The sequence below is a fragment of the Vibrio sp. KUL78 genome, from assembly GCF_059725505.1.
In genome coordinates this window covers 3033354-3050937 of the sequence record NZ_AP045837.1, presented here as the reverse complement: position 1 = coordinate 3050937, position 17584 = coordinate 3033354, and the positions used below count along the sequence as shown (strand labels likewise).

Annotated in this window: 12 protein-coding genes; 7 read left to right on the top strand and 5 right to left on the bottom strand. The window is 47.0% G+C overall.

Features of this window, described 5'->3' with window-relative positions; genetic code table 11:
- Positions 1–36: 36 nt before the first annotated feature.
- The 4 genes from bcsG to AC6I8Y_RS14160 all read right to left on the bottom strand — a co-directional run bounded on the left by bcsG (position 37) and on the right by AC6I8Y_RS14160 (position 3228).
- The gene (gene bcsG, locus AC6I8Y_RS14175; protein WP_498020392.1) at positions 37–1659 is read right to left on the bottom strand and encodes a cellulose biosynthesis protein BcsG; all 1623 of its coding nucleotides are present in this window, start codon (positions 1657–1659) and stop codon (positions 37–39) included.
- 3 nt (positions 1660–1662) lie between these two features.
- Positions 1663–1815, bottom strand: a complete 153-nt coding sequence (locus tag AC6I8Y_RS14170; RefSeq protein WP_394150861.1) for a hypothetical protein — start codon at positions 1813–1815, stop codon at positions 1663–1665.
- Positions 1812–2654 carry a hypothetical protein gene (locus AC6I8Y_RS14165; protein WP_498020391.1) on the bottom strand — a complete coding sequence of 281 codons (843 nt, stop codon included), beginning with the start codon at positions 2652–2654 and terminating at the stop codon, positions 1812–1814. Before AC6I8Y_RS14165 ends, AC6I8Y_RS14170 begins: the two co-directional genes overlap by 4 nt.
- A 73-nt stretch (positions 2655–2727) precedes the next feature.
- Positions 2728–3228 (bottom strand): hypothetical protein, encoded by a 501-nt coding sequence (locus AC6I8Y_RS14160; RefSeq protein WP_498020390.1) that lies wholly within the window; start codon positions 3226–3228, stop codon positions 2728–2730.
- 100 nt (positions 3229–3328) lie between these two features.
- Between AC6I8Y_RS14160 and AC6I8Y_RS14155 the strand changes: the two genes are divergently transcribed.
- The 6 genes from AC6I8Y_RS14155 to AC6I8Y_RS14130 are packed head-to-tail and all read left to right on the top strand — an operon-like array spanning position 3329 to position 13753.
- On the top strand, positions 3329–3553 hold the full coding sequence (locus tag AC6I8Y_RS14155) for a hypothetical protein (RefSeq protein WP_394150859.1): 225 nt from the start codon (positions 3329–3331) through the stop codon (positions 3551–3553).
- A gap of 6 nt (positions 3554–3559) precedes the next feature.
- Positions 3560–4282, top strand: a complete 723-nt coding sequence (locus AC6I8Y_RS14150) for a cellulose synthase operon protein YhjQ/BcsQ (protein WP_498020389.1) — start codon at positions 3560–3562, stop codon at positions 4280–4282.
- Positions 4283–4284: 2 nt separating this feature from the next.
- Positions 4285–6828 carry a UDP-forming cellulose synthase catalytic subunit gene (gene bcsA, locus AC6I8Y_RS14145; protein WP_394150857.1) on the top strand — a complete coding sequence of 848 codons (2544 nt, stop codon included), beginning with the start codon at positions 4285–4287 and terminating at the stop codon, positions 6826–6828.
- Between the two features lie 9 nt (positions 6829–6837).
- Positions 6838–9057, top strand: a complete 2220-nt coding sequence (gene bcsB, locus AC6I8Y_RS14140) for a cellulose biosynthesis cyclic di-GMP-binding regulatory protein BcsB (protein WP_498020388.1) — start codon at positions 6838–6840, stop codon at positions 9055–9057.
- A gap of 2 nt (positions 9058–9059) precedes the next feature.
- Entirely contained in the window at positions 9060–10172 is a 1113-nt protein-coding gene (bcsZ, locus tag AC6I8Y_RS14135; protein WP_498020387.1) for a cellulose synthase complex periplasmic endoglucanase BcsZ, read from the top strand.
- A 2-nt stretch (positions 10173–10174) separates the two neighbouring features.
- The gene (locus tag AC6I8Y_RS14130) at positions 10175–13753 is read left to right on the top strand and encodes a cellulose synthase subunit BcsC-related outer membrane protein (RefSeq protein ID WP_498020386.1); all 3579 of its coding nucleotides are present in this window, start codon (positions 10175–10177) and stop codon (positions 13751–13753) included.
- 12 nt (positions 13754–13765) lie between these two features.
- Here AC6I8Y_RS14130 and AC6I8Y_RS14125 read toward each other — a convergent pair whose 3' ends face one another.
- Positions 13766–16168 (bottom strand): metallophosphoesterase, encoded by a 2403-nt coding sequence (locus tag AC6I8Y_RS14125; protein WP_498020385.1) that lies wholly within the window; start codon positions 16166–16168, stop codon positions 13766–13768.
- Between the two features lie 335 nt (positions 16169–16503).
- Here AC6I8Y_RS14125 and AC6I8Y_RS14120 point away from each other — a divergent pair, with 335 nt between their 5' ends.
- Positions 16504–17547, top strand: a complete 1044-nt coding sequence (locus AC6I8Y_RS14120; RefSeq protein ID WP_042473407.1) for a rod shape-determining protein — start codon at positions 16504–16506, stop codon at positions 17545–17547.
- Positions 17548–17584 lie beyond the last annotated feature (37 nt).

Sequence of the window (17584 nt, the reverse complement as noted above, 5' to 3'; positions counted from 1 at the left end):
TTATGCTTGTTATGCAAGGAACGTAACCGTGTCGGTTTAATTACTGCGGGGTCTGTACTCAGTCCAAGATTGATCGTCAAAGCTATAGAACTGCTTGCCATCCACTTCGAGCATGGTGGTTCCAGAGTTCTGAGATATGACTGGTGTTGTCGGCAGACCTTGGGTAAGCGATGCAAGTGATGTCGACTTACCTTGGTACATGTCACTAGTGACGATATTGGCAAGAAGATCGCTAAGGGCTAAGAAGCTAACGGGTTCTTCGACATCTAACTGCGTACGGTTGTCGATAGACGCGTTACCAAAAAACTTAATGCCGACAGGCACGTTAGTGATTGCTTTTGTGGGAATTTCTCTCATTCCCGATATCTGCATACGGTCACCGCGAACGGCTGCGCCATGCTCCGGAAGCAATACGACAACCACGTTTCGCTTGCTCTCTTTTAGTAACTGGAAGAAGGCATACAACTCATCCAGCAGAATTTTCTGTTGGCGTTTGTAAGTGACCAAGCGAGAGCCAGATTGACCAACAACGCGGTTACCATCGTGAATGCTGATCGTGTTGTAGAGGCTCACTGTCGGTTTGTCGTGTGAAAGTTGCTCCCATTGCGAGAGAATCTGTTCATCGCTGTATATCTTGGTGCCATCAAATGCGTATTGCGACGGCGACATCGTCTCTATATCGACGGCCGGTGAGAAGCTACCGATGTTGTTGGCAATGTGCTTATTGAAACCGTCAAACTTGCCGTCGTGGTTCATGAAAACCTCTTTGCTAAACCCAAGGCGAGCGAGCTGATCGAACAGTGAGCACTGTTGAGTGAGATTATCATTGAACAGGTCTGCGTGAGATTGCTGACCACAGTTAGCCCGCAAGATCCTCAAAACGGCAGGGCCACTATACGATGTGGCAGAGTTAAACTTCTTAAATAGAATATCGAACTCTTTAAATATCGGATGATCGATGTTGCCTGAGTACTCCAAATCGTCCCAAGCCAGTGAACAAACGCTGAGGAATAAAATATCGAAGTTAGGCTGCTCTGCAAGTGCATCAATATTGGTGAGCGTCGAGGTTTTTGATGCTTGCTGATTGAAAAACTGACCAATGTAGTTGGTGAGTCCCTCTGACGAAGTATCTATCGCCACTTGCGGTGTCTCTGGCGCTACTCCTGCGGGCTGAACTTCAGTCTTTTCAAGTGGAGAGGCGGTCGTGAAGGAGACTTGCCAGAAGGAACTTGGAATAGACGCTACGACCATACCCAAAACCACGAATGTCGATAGACGTAAGATCTGATTGAGATAAAGGTAAGCCACGAACAGGGTGAAGCCGAGCAACAAAAAGTCGACCGAGATAAAGTCTTTTGCCAAAGCAAAAAGGTAAGCGCTATCAAACTGACTGACAAGATCCCACTGACTAAACAGACGTTCTATTGGCGGCAAATAGGAGTCATGATGGAGTAAAAGCAGCGCTAGTGCGAGAGCAACGCCGTGTCTGGCTATGTTGAGCCAACGAGAGCGAAGAGGGATCGCGACAAAACAAAGCAAGCTGAAGTTGTACAAAGGAGAAAAATTCAATGTATCACTGGCGTATAAGGCCAGCTTCAGCGCAAAGTAGAGTGTCCACCAACCTAGGGATATGGAAACAATGGGCTTGGTACTATGCATGGTTTAAAGTTTGGTTTCTCTTAAGTGTTTTGGGCGCTTGCTGAGCCGGGAAATAAGTCTAGCGACCATCCGGAACACACTAGGCGCGACAACGCCGATGGCTAAACCAACAAGGGTAAACAAGCCTGCGACAATCAGAAAATCTTCAATGTTCATACGTCATCCCAATCGACAGGTTTAGCGTAACGACTCATAGGTATCGCCGTATCAGGTCCTAATACATCGGTCTCACTTTTATCAAGGTAGTCGATTGCCTGAAGGTTGGATAGTCGGTCGATGATAGTTTCAGCCGTTATCAGTTGTATTTCGTCGATGAACAACTCGCTTGGTGAGACTGCGAAGACATTAAGCAAAGCTTGGTGTATCTCATACCGGCGTAACGAGCTAAAAAAGATCAAGACTCGGCCATCGATTTGGCAAGCAATGTCTCCTCTCCGCTTAATCGTACTATACGAGACCACCTCATTGAGTGGCACTGAGGAATAGGGAATGAGCTCGATCAGCGCGTATTCTATCTGAGTATTCTGACAAAGCTCGATTGCATTTAGTGTAATTGACTTAAATTCACTATAGCTAACAAAGCCACTTTCACGAACCGGACTCTCAAATTGCTCAAATAAGCTTTGTTCGTTTAGGTAGCTGGCCTCCATCTGAGTGATAGAAGCTAGGCGAATTTGGTCATAAAGTGATGCTTCATTTCGGTTGTGCTCAACGATGCTTTGCGCCCCCGCGGTGATAAGCATATGAAAATCATTGTAACGAATACAAGGGGAGAGCTCTTTAACTACGAAATGAATGCTGTCTCCATATAAGTTCTTATTGCCGAGAATGGTTTTAGCGACGAGGCGTATGTCGTCGAATCCACGACAAGGTAAAACTACAACGGCTTTACTGCTGGTCTCTAGGACGGAACTTGGGAAATCATGGCCATCAAATGAATGGAAACCGTGTGTTTTTAAAAACTCTTTACTTGCGGCTTGCAATGAAACTAACACTGGAAGTGTACCTCGCTGCGGTCGAGACTTCGCGTCGTCTGACAAGACAAACAGTTTGTTCTCTAAACGAGTATTACCGTCCTGATAAAGCGCAACTTTTTAAAAAACATTGTTTTTGATGAGTTTTAAACTCACCAATAAATATTGAATTCCCCTGTAAACTTTCACGAAATTCATTCGCGTCATAATCGTCATTAATATCTAGTAACAAAAATGTAATGTTTATAAAGTTAGTTGTTGCTTGTTCGATCGCAAATTTAACATCCAGTTTTGTGCTTTCTTTTAGATCGAGCAATATAACGATATGAACATTCTTGTCAGTAGGGATTCGTGAGATATCAGCTAAGAAGTCAGGTATAGACAAGTCGACGTCTGACAGCAAGATTCGATCAAAATTTAGGTTGATGAAATCACTACTTATGGTGGTTAAATGACCATCGTATGTCAGAAATTTCTTACTGAGTGGAGAGGTAAATAGGTCAGTTTTCGCTTTAAAAAGCGGGATATTTTCGCCTTGTATCAACAAATTTTCCAATGACTCCCAAGAGTTAATGTATATGATTTGCTGAATCATTCGCCTATTTACCATTGGTGATAGTGATATTAATTGAGTATTAGTGTACTATGCGCTCAAATTTAGAACAAACTTATCTTAGTAAGAGTCGTTTAAGGTAATGCAAAAACACACCGCTGATGTAGAGCAGATCTATAATTCCTACGGGATTCCGGCTACTGGTTATCAGAACTTGGAACGTAAGAACGAAATAGAATCATCGCAAAGTAAATGGAGTTTTTTGCAATCAAACCACACAGTGCAAACCGATGACAAGGGTAAAACATTGGTCGAGCACGACAACCAAGTTGAAGCATTCTCAGAAGCACAACTTGAGGGAGAGTAAACACTAATGTCCGTGATACTTGTTAAAGGTGTTCATGCTGGGGTGGGAGCAAGTAGTGTTGCTGCCAATCTAGCGGCTGCCTATACAGTATTGGGGCATAAAGTATTGCTGGTTGACCTTGATCCCAAGAACCTGAGTGGACCTTGGTTTGGTCATTCAACTGAGCATGTTCTTGGCTGGACTAATGCTATTAAGCGTCAAGAGAGCTGGAAAAGCGCGCTTATGAAAGATCCCATAGGCAGTTATTTTCTGCCTCATGGAACGGCCACATTTACGTCGGTTGAATACACTAACATACTCGCTGAGATGTTGAGCGCGGCACAAGACAAGTTTGAAATCGTGATTGTTTCTGCGCCCCACGACATTTCCGATATCTCGTTTGAGGAGCGTATATCCCTAACGCTCAATGTTATTAACCCGACACCTAGCTCGGTAACACTGCTCAATCGAGCCCTGCAACATGATGCTGCAAAGCCGTCAACTTACTTCGTCCTAAACCAGTGTCGTCATGATGTTGCGCTGTCCAGAGACATGACATTGGTGCTAGAGGAGTTACTCGGCACTCGATTAGTTTCTGCCCACCTTTATTTTGATATTGCTATTCAAGAAGCCTTTGCCATGCTTGGTAATGTGATGACCGCGGCAAAGCGCTCAAATGCAGCGGTGGAATTTAGGCAATTGGCAACCGTGTTGTTGTCTCAGATAGAAAAGAACCAGCTACGCTCATAAACATGTTTGTTGCTCGATTTATTTCACTCGATCTGCTTCGTCAGTTTTCAGAGTCTATTCAAGTATCTGAAATGGCGTTGAAAAACCGTCATACGTTGCCACTGCTTTGCTTCTTAGTTGTGGTCGCTTTCTCGCGCCAGATCCCCTCGCGATCCGATTGGGATCGCTACTTTCCGCAGATAGACATGAACCAATTTGGTTTTGGCGACAATCTTAGGCTCTGTATACAAATCTTTTGGTTATCGGTTATCAAGCAAGACTTCACGTGGAAAGATTGGACCCTAACGCGTCACTTCAATGCGATAAGAGCAATGAATGCTCGTTTCTTTGGGCTATGCCGGCGCTTATCTGCGCGTCTTGTGACAAAAATTGATGATAGGCTTGAAGGGCGAGGAGTAAAACGCAGTGCCAACCATTTTGTGCCAGATAGTTTGCTTTATGCCGTTCTATTGATTCTTACCGCACTTTGCTTGACAGTGCCTTTCTCGATAACTGCCCAGGTTGTTTTTGTCAGTGTACTCGCAGTAGTGGCTGCCTCTGTTCGGGGCGTCAAAGGGCGTCTGCCTAATATGTTGCTTATCATCTTGTCACTGATTGCGTCGTGTCGCTATCTCTGGTGGCGATATTCATCGACTATCAACTGGGATAAAGATCTGGACATGATCTTGGGGCTAGTACTGCTCATGGCGGAAACCTACTCTTGGATGGTCCTGCTTCTCAGCTATTTCCAAACGATCTGGCCTTTGAATCGAACGCCTGAAGCGTTACCTGAGGACTCTAACACTTGGCCAAGTATCGATCTGTTTATTCCTACCTATAATGAAGAGTTAGAAGTTGTTCGTGCGACCGTTCTGGCAGCGACAGCCATTGATTGGCCAAAAAACAAAATCAGTATCTATATCCTTGATGATGGTAAAAGGGATGATTTTCAAGCGTTTGCGGAGCAAGCTGGCGTTGGCTATATCCGACGGCCAACCAACGAACACGCTAAAGCGGGAAATCTAAACTACGCCCTCAAGCGCACTCATGGCGACTATGTTGCAATATTTGATTGTGACCACATACCGACACGTGCATTTTTCCAAGTCACTATGGGAGCGTTCTTAAAAGACGATAACTTGGCACTCGTACAGACCCCACACCACTTTTTTTCGCCGGATCCATTTGAGCGCAATCTGTCGCGCTTTAGACAACTGCCAAATGAAGGCAACTTGTTCTATGGTTTGATTCAAGATGGTAACGATATGTGGGATGCCGCCTTTTTCTGCGGGTCGTGTGCCATCCTGCGACGTGGCCCTCTTGAAGAAGTGGGTGGTGTTGCCGTGGAAACCGTGACGGAAGATGCGCACACAGCACTCAAAATGCATCGTTTGGGCTATCGCAGTGCGTATCTCAAAGAGCCTATTTCGGCCGGTCTTGCAACCGACAGTCTGTCCGCGCATATCGGGCAGCGTATTCGATGGGCCCGAGGTATGGCTCAAATCTTTAGGACGGATAACCCATTGTTTGGGAAAGGACTTTCTTGGCAGCAGCGACTTTGTTACCTTAACGGTATGATGCACTTTTTAAGTGGTATACCGCGTTTAATTTTTATGGTCGCGCCACTGGCTTTCTTGATATTGGATGCCTACATCATTTATGCGCCAGCGCTGGCTATCGTGCTGTTTGTCTTGCCGCACATGTTTCACGCGAACGTCGCGAACTCGCGTATACAAGGTCAGTATCGACACTCTTTTTGGGGTGAAGTGTATGAGACGGTATTGGCTTGGTACATTGCGATTCCTACGACGGTTGCCTTGTTTTCACCTGGAAAAGGTAGCTTCAATGTGACCGCTAAAGGCGGGTTGATTGATAAGCGCTTTTTTGATTGGGACATCAGTAAGCCCATTATTGGTTTGTTATTGCTTAATTTGACAGGATTTGCTGTCGGAATCTTCCGATTGTTTGACTACGAGTTTACAGATACCACCACCGTTTTAGTCAACCTGTTTTGGGTGATGTACAACCTCATTGTTCTGGGTGTGGCGCTGGCTGTAGCTGCAGAAGAGAAGCAGGTGCGTATGGCGCATCGAATTGATGTCGATTATCCCGTTTCGTTTATGACGACATCGGGTCATCACTATCCTGCTAGATTAAAGGATTTTTCGTTTAGCGGTCTTGGAATGCAAGTGGACCCAAACATTAATATCCAAAACGGCGATGAAGTTTTGGTCGCCCTCGAGCGTTATGGAATCAAAGAATCGTTTCGCTGTGTCGTCCGTTTTAGTCGAGATGGCGTCATTGGTGCAGAGCTATTACCAATGACCATGGAGAAAGAGAAGCGCTTTGTGCAATGTACATTTGCTCGCTCTGATACATGGTCAAAGTGGCAGCAAGCGTATGAGCAAGATAAACCATTAGAGAGTTTGAAAAGCATGCTTTACGCGAGTGCGATTGGCATCAGGAAAATGATTGAATTTAGCCCTGCTATGGTTAAAACGGTCGTATTTAAGTGGTTCGATATGGTGGCAAGCGTAGCCTCTTATCGCCCTCGCTGGATTGTATAGGAACAAAGAATGAAACTGATTCACGCTTTATCGGGGTTACTACTAGGTGCGGCATCTATGTTGTCGACCTCAGTGTGGGCCGATTTTGTAGATACCTCGACCAAGCAAGTGAGCTATACCTTCAGTGAAATAGCTGGTCCGTCATCGATCTCGATAAAAGGAAGTGGCGGCACTGCTTATCTAGGCTTTGGATCACGACTTGATCAGATAATCACTGGCGGCTCGCTGAATTTAGAGTTCGCTCCATCTCCTGCGTTGCGCGCTCGTGTCTCTCATTTACGTGTCTATCTCAACGAAGAGTTGATGGATGTGGTGGATTTCGCGCAAAGCGACTCGCCGCTGTTAACCAAAGTGATTGAGCTAGATGGGCGTTTTTTTAAGAACTACAACCAGATTAAATTTGAGCTAATTGGTCGCATTGATGAAGAGTGCAGTGACGCTAGCGATCCTGCATTGTGGTGGGAGCTGGGCTCAGCGAGCCGTATTACTCTAGATGTTCGCGATATTGAAGTCGCCAATGAACTCAGTTTGCTTCCAGCGCCTTTTTTTGATGCTCGTGATCTAAAAGATGTGAGCATTCCAGTCGTAATGCCGTCAGATTTTGGCTTACAAAACCTGCACTCAGCGTCAGTGGTGGCGTCATACTTTTCAAGCCAAGCAAATTGGCGAGAGGTGAGCTTTCCTGTATTCCAACAAGAGACGCCGAACCATCATGCTATCGTGTTGGCGACCAATGACAAACGCCCTGAGTTAATTAAGGACCTGCCAGAGATCACTAAGCCGACTATCCAGATGGTGACACACCCCAGCGCGCCGGGTAAAAAGCTGTTACTAGTACTTGGTAAAGATGAAGAGCAGTTAGCGTTAGCAGCTAAAGGGCTTGTTGCCGGTAGTCAGTTGATGTCGGGGGAGGTGGCGTATATCAACAGTGTAAATAAGGTTGCACCTCGCAAACCCTATGATGCTCCCAATTGGCTACCGACTGACAGACCCGTGAAGTTCTCGGAGCTTATCGAGGGGAACTATCAATTAGAATCACAAGGCGTTGAGTTACCGCCGATTCGAGTGAGTTTCACTCTGCCTCCTGACTTGTTTACATGGAATGCGAATACCGTTCCGATGAAGCTGAGCTATCGCTATTCGCCACCGCTGAAGGGCAGTAAGACGTCGCGCCTAAATATCTCGGTCAATGACCGTTTTGTGCGTGCGTTTCCGCTGGATGAGAACAAAAGTGAGGGTGAACAAGATACGTGGCGTGTGCCTATCTTAGGCAGCGAGTCGTTTAGTGCGCGTTCATCAACACAACTGCCAGGATTTAAAATCACCGAGAACAATACCTTGGCGTTTAATTTCCAGATAGCCAACGTGTCAACGGGGATCTGTGAGGGGGTGGGTCCGTCTATCTATTATGCGGCGGTAGACGGTGACTCGACGTTAGATTTCTCAGGCTTTCCTCACTACATCCGAATGCCAAACGCTCACTCTTTTGTGAGCTCTGGGTTCCCATATTCACGAATGGCCGACTTATCAGAGACATCTGTTGTGATTTCGCCGAAACCAAGCAGCAAAGAGGTCGAGCTTTTACTGAATACTGTGGGTTTAATCTCGAAAAAAACAGGCCTCCCAGCCTATCAGTTCGATTTGTTGGAAGAGTGGGATGAAGCGAGCTTGGTTGATAAAGATATTTTGGTTCTTGGCGTGCAGGCCGCTGACAAATTTAAACTGACATCGACGTCTTTAGCGCATGTGAGCTCTAGTGAGTCAGGGCGTTTCATTGAAGCCACTGCCGTTTCAGAGAAGCCGCAAGCGCAGGGCATAGCGAATTTATCTGGTCGCCAGGCAACCATGAGTGCCAACGTGCGAGCTCGCGGTGAGTTTGCCTCTATTGCAAGTTTCGAGTCTCCACTGACTAAGCAGCGCACCGTTACTGTTTTGTCGGCCCGTAATGATGCGTCGGTGCCATTGCTCTTTGGTGCAATGAATGCGCGAGCGGATACTATTAGTGGCTCTGCAGTTGCCATCACGCAGAATGACATCACTAGCCATCAAGTAGGCGATTACTATTACGTAGGTCAACTGCCACTGTTCGATCTTGTGTGGTATCACTTTTCTGATCGCCCAATGCTAATGGTTGCCGTGGCTTTGTTGTTGGTCGTTGCATTTACCATGTTGATGTGGCGAATGCTGTCTCGTTATGCCAAGCGACGTTTGGCAAATAAAGGAGCTTAGCTATGAAGTCTTTGATTACGACCCTAGCTCTTTTGCTAAGCGTGACAACAACCGTGGTGCACGCAGATGAATGGCAAGATTGGAGCCGTTTCAAGGCGGTTTACATGACACCAAAAGGGCGCATTGTCGATGGTTCGGATAAGCGGTTGATTACGACATCGGAAGGGCAGTCTTACGCCCTGTTTTTTGCGCTGGTGGCGAATGATCGTAATGCGTTTGATCTGCTTTATGACTGGACTCAACAGAATTTGGCGCAGGGTGATCTCACCGCTCGTCTTCCTGCTTGGTTGTGGGGAAAAACCAGCCAGGGATACGGTGTGCTCGATGCTAACTCTGCTTCTGACTCAGATTTGTGGATCGCGTATACCTTGATCGAAGCTGGGCGTATCTGGGGGGATGACTATTATCAGAATGTCGGCTATTTGCTAGCTGAACGTATTTTGCGAGAAGAAACGGTCGCTTTTGGGCCAGGTGACAGACAGCTTTTACCCGGTAAACAAGGCTTTGAACTGCAAGATAAGGTCAAGCTCAACCCTAGTTATACTCCAATGCCGTTGTTAGCGGCGTTTGCATCGCGCGACACCAAAGGAGAATGGAAAGATCTTTATCAAGGATCACTTAAGCTTTTGACAACCAGTCAGGCGAAAGGCGTTAGCCCGGATTGGTTGCTGTATGATGGTAATGCTATTAGTTACGACCAACAGACGACTGACGTTGGTAACTACAATGCCATTCGAAGCTACCTTTGGGCGGGTATGATGCCGAATGCAATGGATGGCTATCAGCCTATTATCGATTCATTGACGTCTTTTGCGAAGCAGTCGATGACTCAAGGCTTTGCACCGCTTAACACCTATGCTCAAACTGGAAGGCTAGAGAAGAAAGGCCCTGTGGGCTTTGATGCTGCTCTGTTACCTTTACTAATGATTCACTCGTCAACGGACGTGACAGACTTGTGGGCAAATCGTATCCGCACAAATCTAGTGACGGATCGTAATGATGAATACTACAACAACGTGCTGGCATTGTTTGGTTTGGGTTGGTATGACAACCAGTATCGCTTTAGCGATACGGGTGAGCTAGTGCTCCCTTGGGCAGAAAAAGGTGAGCAGTAACGGTGAAGGTGGTATCCACTAAGATAGCAGCGACAGCATTGACCGTTTTCAGCGCCTCTGTCTGGGCGGTGGATGTGCCATCGATCTTTTATAGTAACGCGCCAGATTGGCTAGAAAACCAGATTGTGATTGGTGAGCTCAAACAAGATGAAACCTTAGTTGAAGGCGCGGTAGAGCGTTGGCTCGCTATTGCACCAAACAGTCCAGAGGCTGTGTTTGCGAAAGCGCGTTGGTTGGTGCGAAATAACCAGCTACAAGAAGCACAAGCGTTATTTGGTAAGCTTGATAAGAACGCTGACTCAGAATTGGTGTCTGCTTTTGGTAATTATTTATCGCTACACTCCACCCAACAAGACCAGTACAACCAGGCGCTGTTACTGCAGCGTGGTGGTCAGAATGAAGCTGCGCTGGAACTGTTCGAGAAGCTTTATGGTCCTCATCGCCCTGATATTAGCAGTGAACTGAGTTATTTAGGGCTTAAGTCGACGTTTCCAAAGTATGAACAAGAAGTGCTCGAATCTTATGAGGAACTGAATAGGCGTTTTCCCGACGTTGGGGAAATTAGACTGGGACTTGCTCGGCACCTTTCCCGCTATGGACGAGAGGAGGAGGCATTAGCCATCTATCGAGCGCTTGCCAATGACTCCCGATTGGGGGTGTTCGCGAGTACGTTGTGGATGAATGAACTGCAGACTCAACCCATGTCTGAAGTGTGGATGGAGACGTTTGAGCTGATTGCGAGTTATCACCCAGAAAACCTGTCTATTCAGCAACAGTACGAGACAGCAAGACAGAACTGGCAGCGTGAAAAAACACTAAGAAGAGATCCTATTTATCGAGGTAAGCTCGCTGCGTTCGAGAGTGTTGAGCAAGGTCGGTACAACAAGTCGACCTTGAACGCCTTGCTCGCGGCAAACCGCAAGTATCCTAATGATCCAGACACTCTAGTAGCTTTAGGCCGTTATTATTACAGCACCAATGATTTCCAAACATCGCTCGATTACTTCCTGAAGGCACAAAAACTCGATGATTCGCCTGACCTTATTGACTTCTACGAGGTTGAAATTCGTTCTGTTCGTTTCTGGCAAGCTCTTGATGCCGCAAGGCGCTCTTTAGGTGCTCAGCAATATGCACAAGCAATGCAGCAGGTCGATGTGGCGATCTCTCTCGATCCCCAACAATCCTTTGCCTATAACATTAAAGGGCGAATTTACCTTGAACAACAAGAGTATGAGTTAGCTCACCAAGCTGCGAATAAAGCGTTAATGATAGAACCTTTAAGTAGCTCAGCAATACAGCTATGGGTGCAAACCTATGACCCGGAAAAGGGCAATAGAGGGGAATACGAGGCGCTAAACACCTTGAACCGATCTCAACGAGCTCAAATTGAAGCGTATGCCGCAGAGGTAAAGCATTTGTTTGTCTACGACCAACTGGCCGCTAGCAGTGAGCTACCAGAAAATAACGAACAGTTTCGAGAACAGTTTAGAAAGGTACTGGAGAGCAACGCCTATTTACCTTGGGTAAAAAGAAACATTGCCGAGCAAGTGTTGCGTTTGGGTAACTCTCGATTGGCTGATAAGGTGATGACAAACGCCTATCAGGCGCATAAAGATAGTGAGCATACTCATGCTTATGTTCTCTACCTATCAGGTCAAGGACGTTGGAAAGAAGCGTTTGATGTCATTAATGCCTCTGAGGCTCAGCAACTGACGGCTGCTGAAGTCGCAACGTTTTCTAGAGTGAAACTCGAATACTATCGCCAGCAAATTGCTGCCCAAGGGTTACGAGGTGATGAGCTTGTTCGCTACATTGATAATGTCGCGAAAAAGGATCGCTCTAGTGCAATCGTGTTGTGGTCCGAAACGCCATTTGATGAACGTGCACAGGCTGAAATGGATGCTGTCGACGTGCCTAAGCTCTCTATTCCGGAGCTGGAGTTGATGTCACAAGCGGCGTTTGATGTGAATAATGGCGCATTCCATCAGTCGGTGTATCAAGAGGCTAAACGAAGGAACGCTCTTTCGTCGTCGATGACTCAGCGACACAGCTTGTTTGAAGCAGATAGACTGTTAGCGCAGCAGAAAACGAAACAAGCTTCTGAGATTTATTTGGCGCGTTTAGAGGAAGGCTTTCCTATTTCCGACGCCCGAATGAGTGTGTGGTTGGCCGCAGCACCCGAATATGTTGACCCTGTGTTAGAAATTCAGGCTCAGCGTGTATTCGAACTCAGTGATGAGCAGGTGGTAAGTAGCCTTTCAATGGCACTTCAAACCAACAATAAGCCCTATATCAACTTCTTTAACAACCATTTGCCGTTAAAATCGCTAAGTGCTTTTAATTACTGGCAACTACAAGAAGCATCACTTGAGCAGCCTAATGACGCATTGACGAAACAGTATGCTCGCCAAGCATTGCTGTTGGACGACAAAGAGCGACTTGGCCTCGCCCGTACCCGTGATATCGGTAGCGCCTACCGTGCTGCCGACGACAATTGGATGACCAATGATATTATTGCCACATTGGATCGCTTGGATGAACGACACGAATCATATTTCATTGTTGGCTCAGAGTTTAATAATGTTCCAGGTGGCTCAAAGTACCTAACCGTGCCGTTTGAGCTTGGGATTGCCATGCCTGAGTGGGATGGTCGACTTAAGCTAAGAACCGATAGCGTGTACCTCAATAGCGGCTCTTTGACGTACTACAATACCAACGTTGAATTTGAGCGTGATCGAGTAGGGCAGGCGTTTTCTATTGGTTGGGAAGCGGATAACTGGCAAGCCGATATTGGTACTACGCCCGTTGGTTTTCGTTATACAGACTGGGTTGGTGGTATCGAAGGTGTGACCGAGTGGGGAGATGTGACATTGAGAGGCAATCTCTCTAAGCGTCCGGTTACCGCGAGTTTGATCTCTTATTCAGGCCTATCTGTTACCGAGCGCACAGGGGAGACGACGGAGTTTGGCGGGGTCACTCGCACTGGTGCGACATTGAGTGCCTCATGGAATGATGGTCGCCCCTATGGGGTCTGGGGTTATCTTGAATACCATCAATTGACAGGCAATAATGTTGCCGATAACGATCGTACGTCAGGCATGCTCGGGACTTACTACAACTTTATCAGTACTGATGAAGAAGCCTTCTCGTTAGGAGGCTCCGTGTTCTATATGGGATACGATAAAAATGTCAATGAAGTGATTATTGGTCATGGTAAGTATTACAGCCCGCAAAACTATACGTCGTTCTCTGTGCCCGTTTCCTACTATCGACGTCATAGTTTTGATTGGACTTATGGAGTGAGGGGAACGGTCTCATTCTCCAATGCGTCGTTTGATGCGCCATACAATATTCCAGGTACCTCTCCGTCAACATCACAAGGGGTCAGTGCTGGTTTGCAGCTTTATACTGAATATCGGATCAGCGATCATTGGAGTTTTGTCGGTTATGTATCACAGCAATTTGCGAGCGATTATCAGCCAAGCGTCTTTAACGTTTATCTCAAATATCACTTTGATTCGAACTGGCGCAAAGCACGACTTCAACCGGATCCACTAAGGTTATATGCGGACTATTTCTAGTCCGCTGTCTGGCTATTTTTCCCTGTTCTTAAAGAACTTGGCACGCTGTGTGACCCACTTGTGAGCCCAATCTACCGGCGCATCTTGGTAAGCACGTTCAACCGATTGGCTCAGTGTGCGAACGGAAGGGGTGTAATCCATGGCGTTTTTCACCCCTCCGAGCACCGCAATATCATTGCTGGTCAGTGAGCGAGGTGTGAACATGAGCGAGTTTAGGTAGACCTCGCCCGACTCAAACTTACCGTCAGCTGTATCAGTAAATAGCACAAGCCCACTTCTGTCCATCGCCCAAAGTTGCCCCAAACCGGCATAACGCATAGACGCAATAAACTCGCCATCAGCATAGAGCTTGTACGCGACGTCTCCTTCACTGGATGCAAAGAATACCAAGGCAATTCGATACCAAGTATTAGGCTCAAAATAACCTTCATATTGTGGTGAGACTCCAATATCTCCTTCTGGAGAGAGATAGATGTTGGGTTGACCATCGTCGTCGTTGGCATCGACAAGGGCTCGGTATTTGTCACTGGCTGGCCATAGCGCATCGAAGACCAAGGTGTAATTCGAAATACGGTCAAGACTCGCGAAATCACCATTCGCTGCATGTTGTGTCGAGAGCTCAAAACGACCATTGCTCAACGCCGTCAGGGCTCCGAGCTTGATAATGTTGCCGATACTACCATCAGGCAGTGCAGGAACCGAAAGTGACTCTGTGGTGCCGCAGCTAAGCAAGTTGCTACCGCAGAGCAGAGCATCGCCAAGTTCATCAGTGAGTTCCACTGACGAGGCTTGATTTTGCTCTGTGGCAAAGATGTCACTGCTGTCTGAGAAATTCCAGATTGAAGTGGTGTTGGGGGCATCTTGGTCACAGCTAAACAGTAGGTCATCGGCATCGAGGTATAAGCAGTTCGCCGTGCGTGAACGCGCATAGTTATCAAAAATCTCCCATGCTTCGGCTATTAGTTCTGCTTCTTCCTTCGTGTAGTAACTCGCATTGAAAAAAAGCTCTGGATTCCAGGCCGCTGACTTGAATAATCCAATGTTGTAATTTTCCGTTACATCAATATCGTTTACTTCAGGACCTCGATAGGCAAGCTCAGTGTCAGATTCAATCATGTTAATCAGCTCATCTCCGCTAACGATGACCTGATATAAGGCGCTGAACCCCGGCGTGTTGGACGGCTGGCGCTCAATCGGGTAGGCGTTGTGAAAATCCTCTTGTGTCAATGAGCCAGGGGCCCAAATCTCGCTGTCTTCGATCTCATCTCGGTTTAGGAAGCTCGCGTTAATTGTGTAGCGTTTTGCTGTCTTCGGAGCGGTAAAATCGGTCAGGCTGGCATGAAGTATGTCTAGAACTTCATCGCGTGAAGGCTGTTTTTGAGAAATTGCGATTTCAGTGCTGGCGTCTGGTGCATAGGTTCCCATGATGCTATCGATCTTGGTTTGAGTGGTTTGATCGATAGGTGAAGATTCAGCAATACTCTGTGGTTGAGGATCGCTCGTCGTCGCGGTTTTGGTAGCAAGATCAAAGGTAACCTGAATGTCGGTGTAACCTTTAGCATTAAAGTCAGGTAACACAACCGTACTGTTGTTAATACGAGTCGTGGTGGGTGAGTCATGGGTATGCCCGCCAAGGACAAGGTCAATACCATCGACAAATTCAGCCAAAGCGGTATCCGTGCCGTGACCGAGGTGGCTGAGCATAACCATGTAATCGACCTGCTCGCCATAGGCTGAAATGAGTTCCCTTGCACGGTCGTTCCAGTCCCAACGCATGCTAAAATCGTCAATAAAATCACCAGGAGGCGTGACCTCTTGGTCTAGTTCATTCCATGGCCCTGAGGTCATGCCAAAAAATCCGACCTTAACACAGCCCACCTCTGCAATCGCAAAGTCGACACCGTTAAAGCCTTCTGGATCGTTCCCATAGTAGGACGTGTTCGACGCGAGCACGGTGGCAACGTCGTCTCTTGAATACTCTAATAACTGTTCAGGGCCCCAAGCAAAGTCGTGATTACCGATAACGCGATAGTCGAAGGCGAGCGCCTGAGTCGCTTCGAGTGTCGCGTAACCCCCTGACAATTGCTCCGCGACCGTACCTTTTTCATAGTCATCGCCACCATTGGTAAACAGCGTATAGGCGTTGTCATCAAGGGCGGAGAGGTGTGCCTGTTTGATCTTGCTATAGAACTGTTCTCGATAACCAAAATGGCCATGTAAGTCTGCGACGTGTATGAATCGAATGGTTTGTGATACTGCGCTTGGATCACAGTCAGGACCATGCTTCTTGGTGGGTACGGTAGGAATTGGGTCTCCCAAGGATACCGAACTGTCGTCATTACACCCAACCAATGAGGCGGATGCCAAGGCACTAGTTAAAAGCAGAACAGTAAAACGCGGACGATTCATAGTCATTATAAGGTGGTGGAATATTCTCATAGAATACCAGATTGCGGGTCACGGGTTATCGTATGTTGCCGCGTTATTGGTGGGTTTTATAGTTTGGTTCGCATTCGCGACTTAATGACACGTTTTTTTAGGGTGAAGGGATGGCATTGAGCGCATTTATGAAGGCTGGTTAATCGTAACTCGCCAATAAATCCTGTGAATTTTTTGCGTTAAGTAAGGAAACTGTAAGAAAATGGGGGTTTCCTCCAATGTTTCTGCTTCAATGCCTTGCTGTGATGGCGCGGCATTGGTACATTTAGTGCAATTTTTGTCTTCTAATTCTTGCAGGACGAGCGAAGAATATGTTTAAAAAACTGCGTGGCATGTTTTCTAACGACCTATCGATTGATTTAGGTACTGCCAACACACTGATTTATGTAAAAGGACAGGGTATCGTCCTCGACGAGCCTTCTGTTGTAGCTATCCGTCAAGACCGTGCTGGTTCAGCGAAGAGCGTTGCGGCCGTTGGTCATGCAGCGAAACAGATGCTAGGTCGTACACCTGGTAACATTTCTGCCATTCGTCCGATGAAAGATGGCGTAATCGCTGACTTCTACGTGACTGAGAAAATGCTTCAGCACTTCATCAAGCAAGTGCATGACAACAGCGTACTTAAGCCAAGCCCGCGTGTACTTGTCTGTGTCCCTTGTGGTTCTACTCAAGTAGAACGTCGTGCGATTCGCGAATCGGCACTGGGTGCGGGTGCGCGCGAAGTGTACCTAATTGATGAGCCAATGGCAGCGGCAATTGGTGCGGGTCTTCGCGTGTCTGAGCCAACGGGTTCAATGGTGGTCGATATCGGTGGTGGTACGACTGAAGTTGCGGTTATCTCGCTAAACGGCGTTGTTTATTCATCGTCTGTTCGTATCGGTGGTGACCGTTTTGACGAAGCGATCATCAACTACGTTCGCCGTAACTACGGTAGCTTGATTGGTGAAGCAACGGCTGAAAAGATCAAACACGAGATCGGCTCTGCGTATCCAGGTGATACTGTTGAAGAGATCGAGGTTCGTGGTCGTAACCTTGCAGAGGGTGTGCCACGTAGCTTTAGCCTAAACTCAAACGAGATCCTAGAGGCACTTCAAGAGCCACTAACGGGTATCGTATCTGCTGTGATGGTTGCGCTAGAGCAATGTCCACCAGAGCTAGCATCGGATATCTCTGAAAACGGTATGGTACTAACAGGTGGCGGTGCACTGCTTCGTGACCTTGACCGCCTGCTAACAGAAGAGACGGGTATTCCAGTTGTTATCGCTGAAGATCCACTCACGTGTGTGGCTCGTGGTGGCGGTAAAGCGCTAGAAATGATCGACATGCACGGTGGCGATCTATTTACAGAAGAATAATGGTTTCTCTCTAGTTTTGGTGTGGCACTAAAACTAG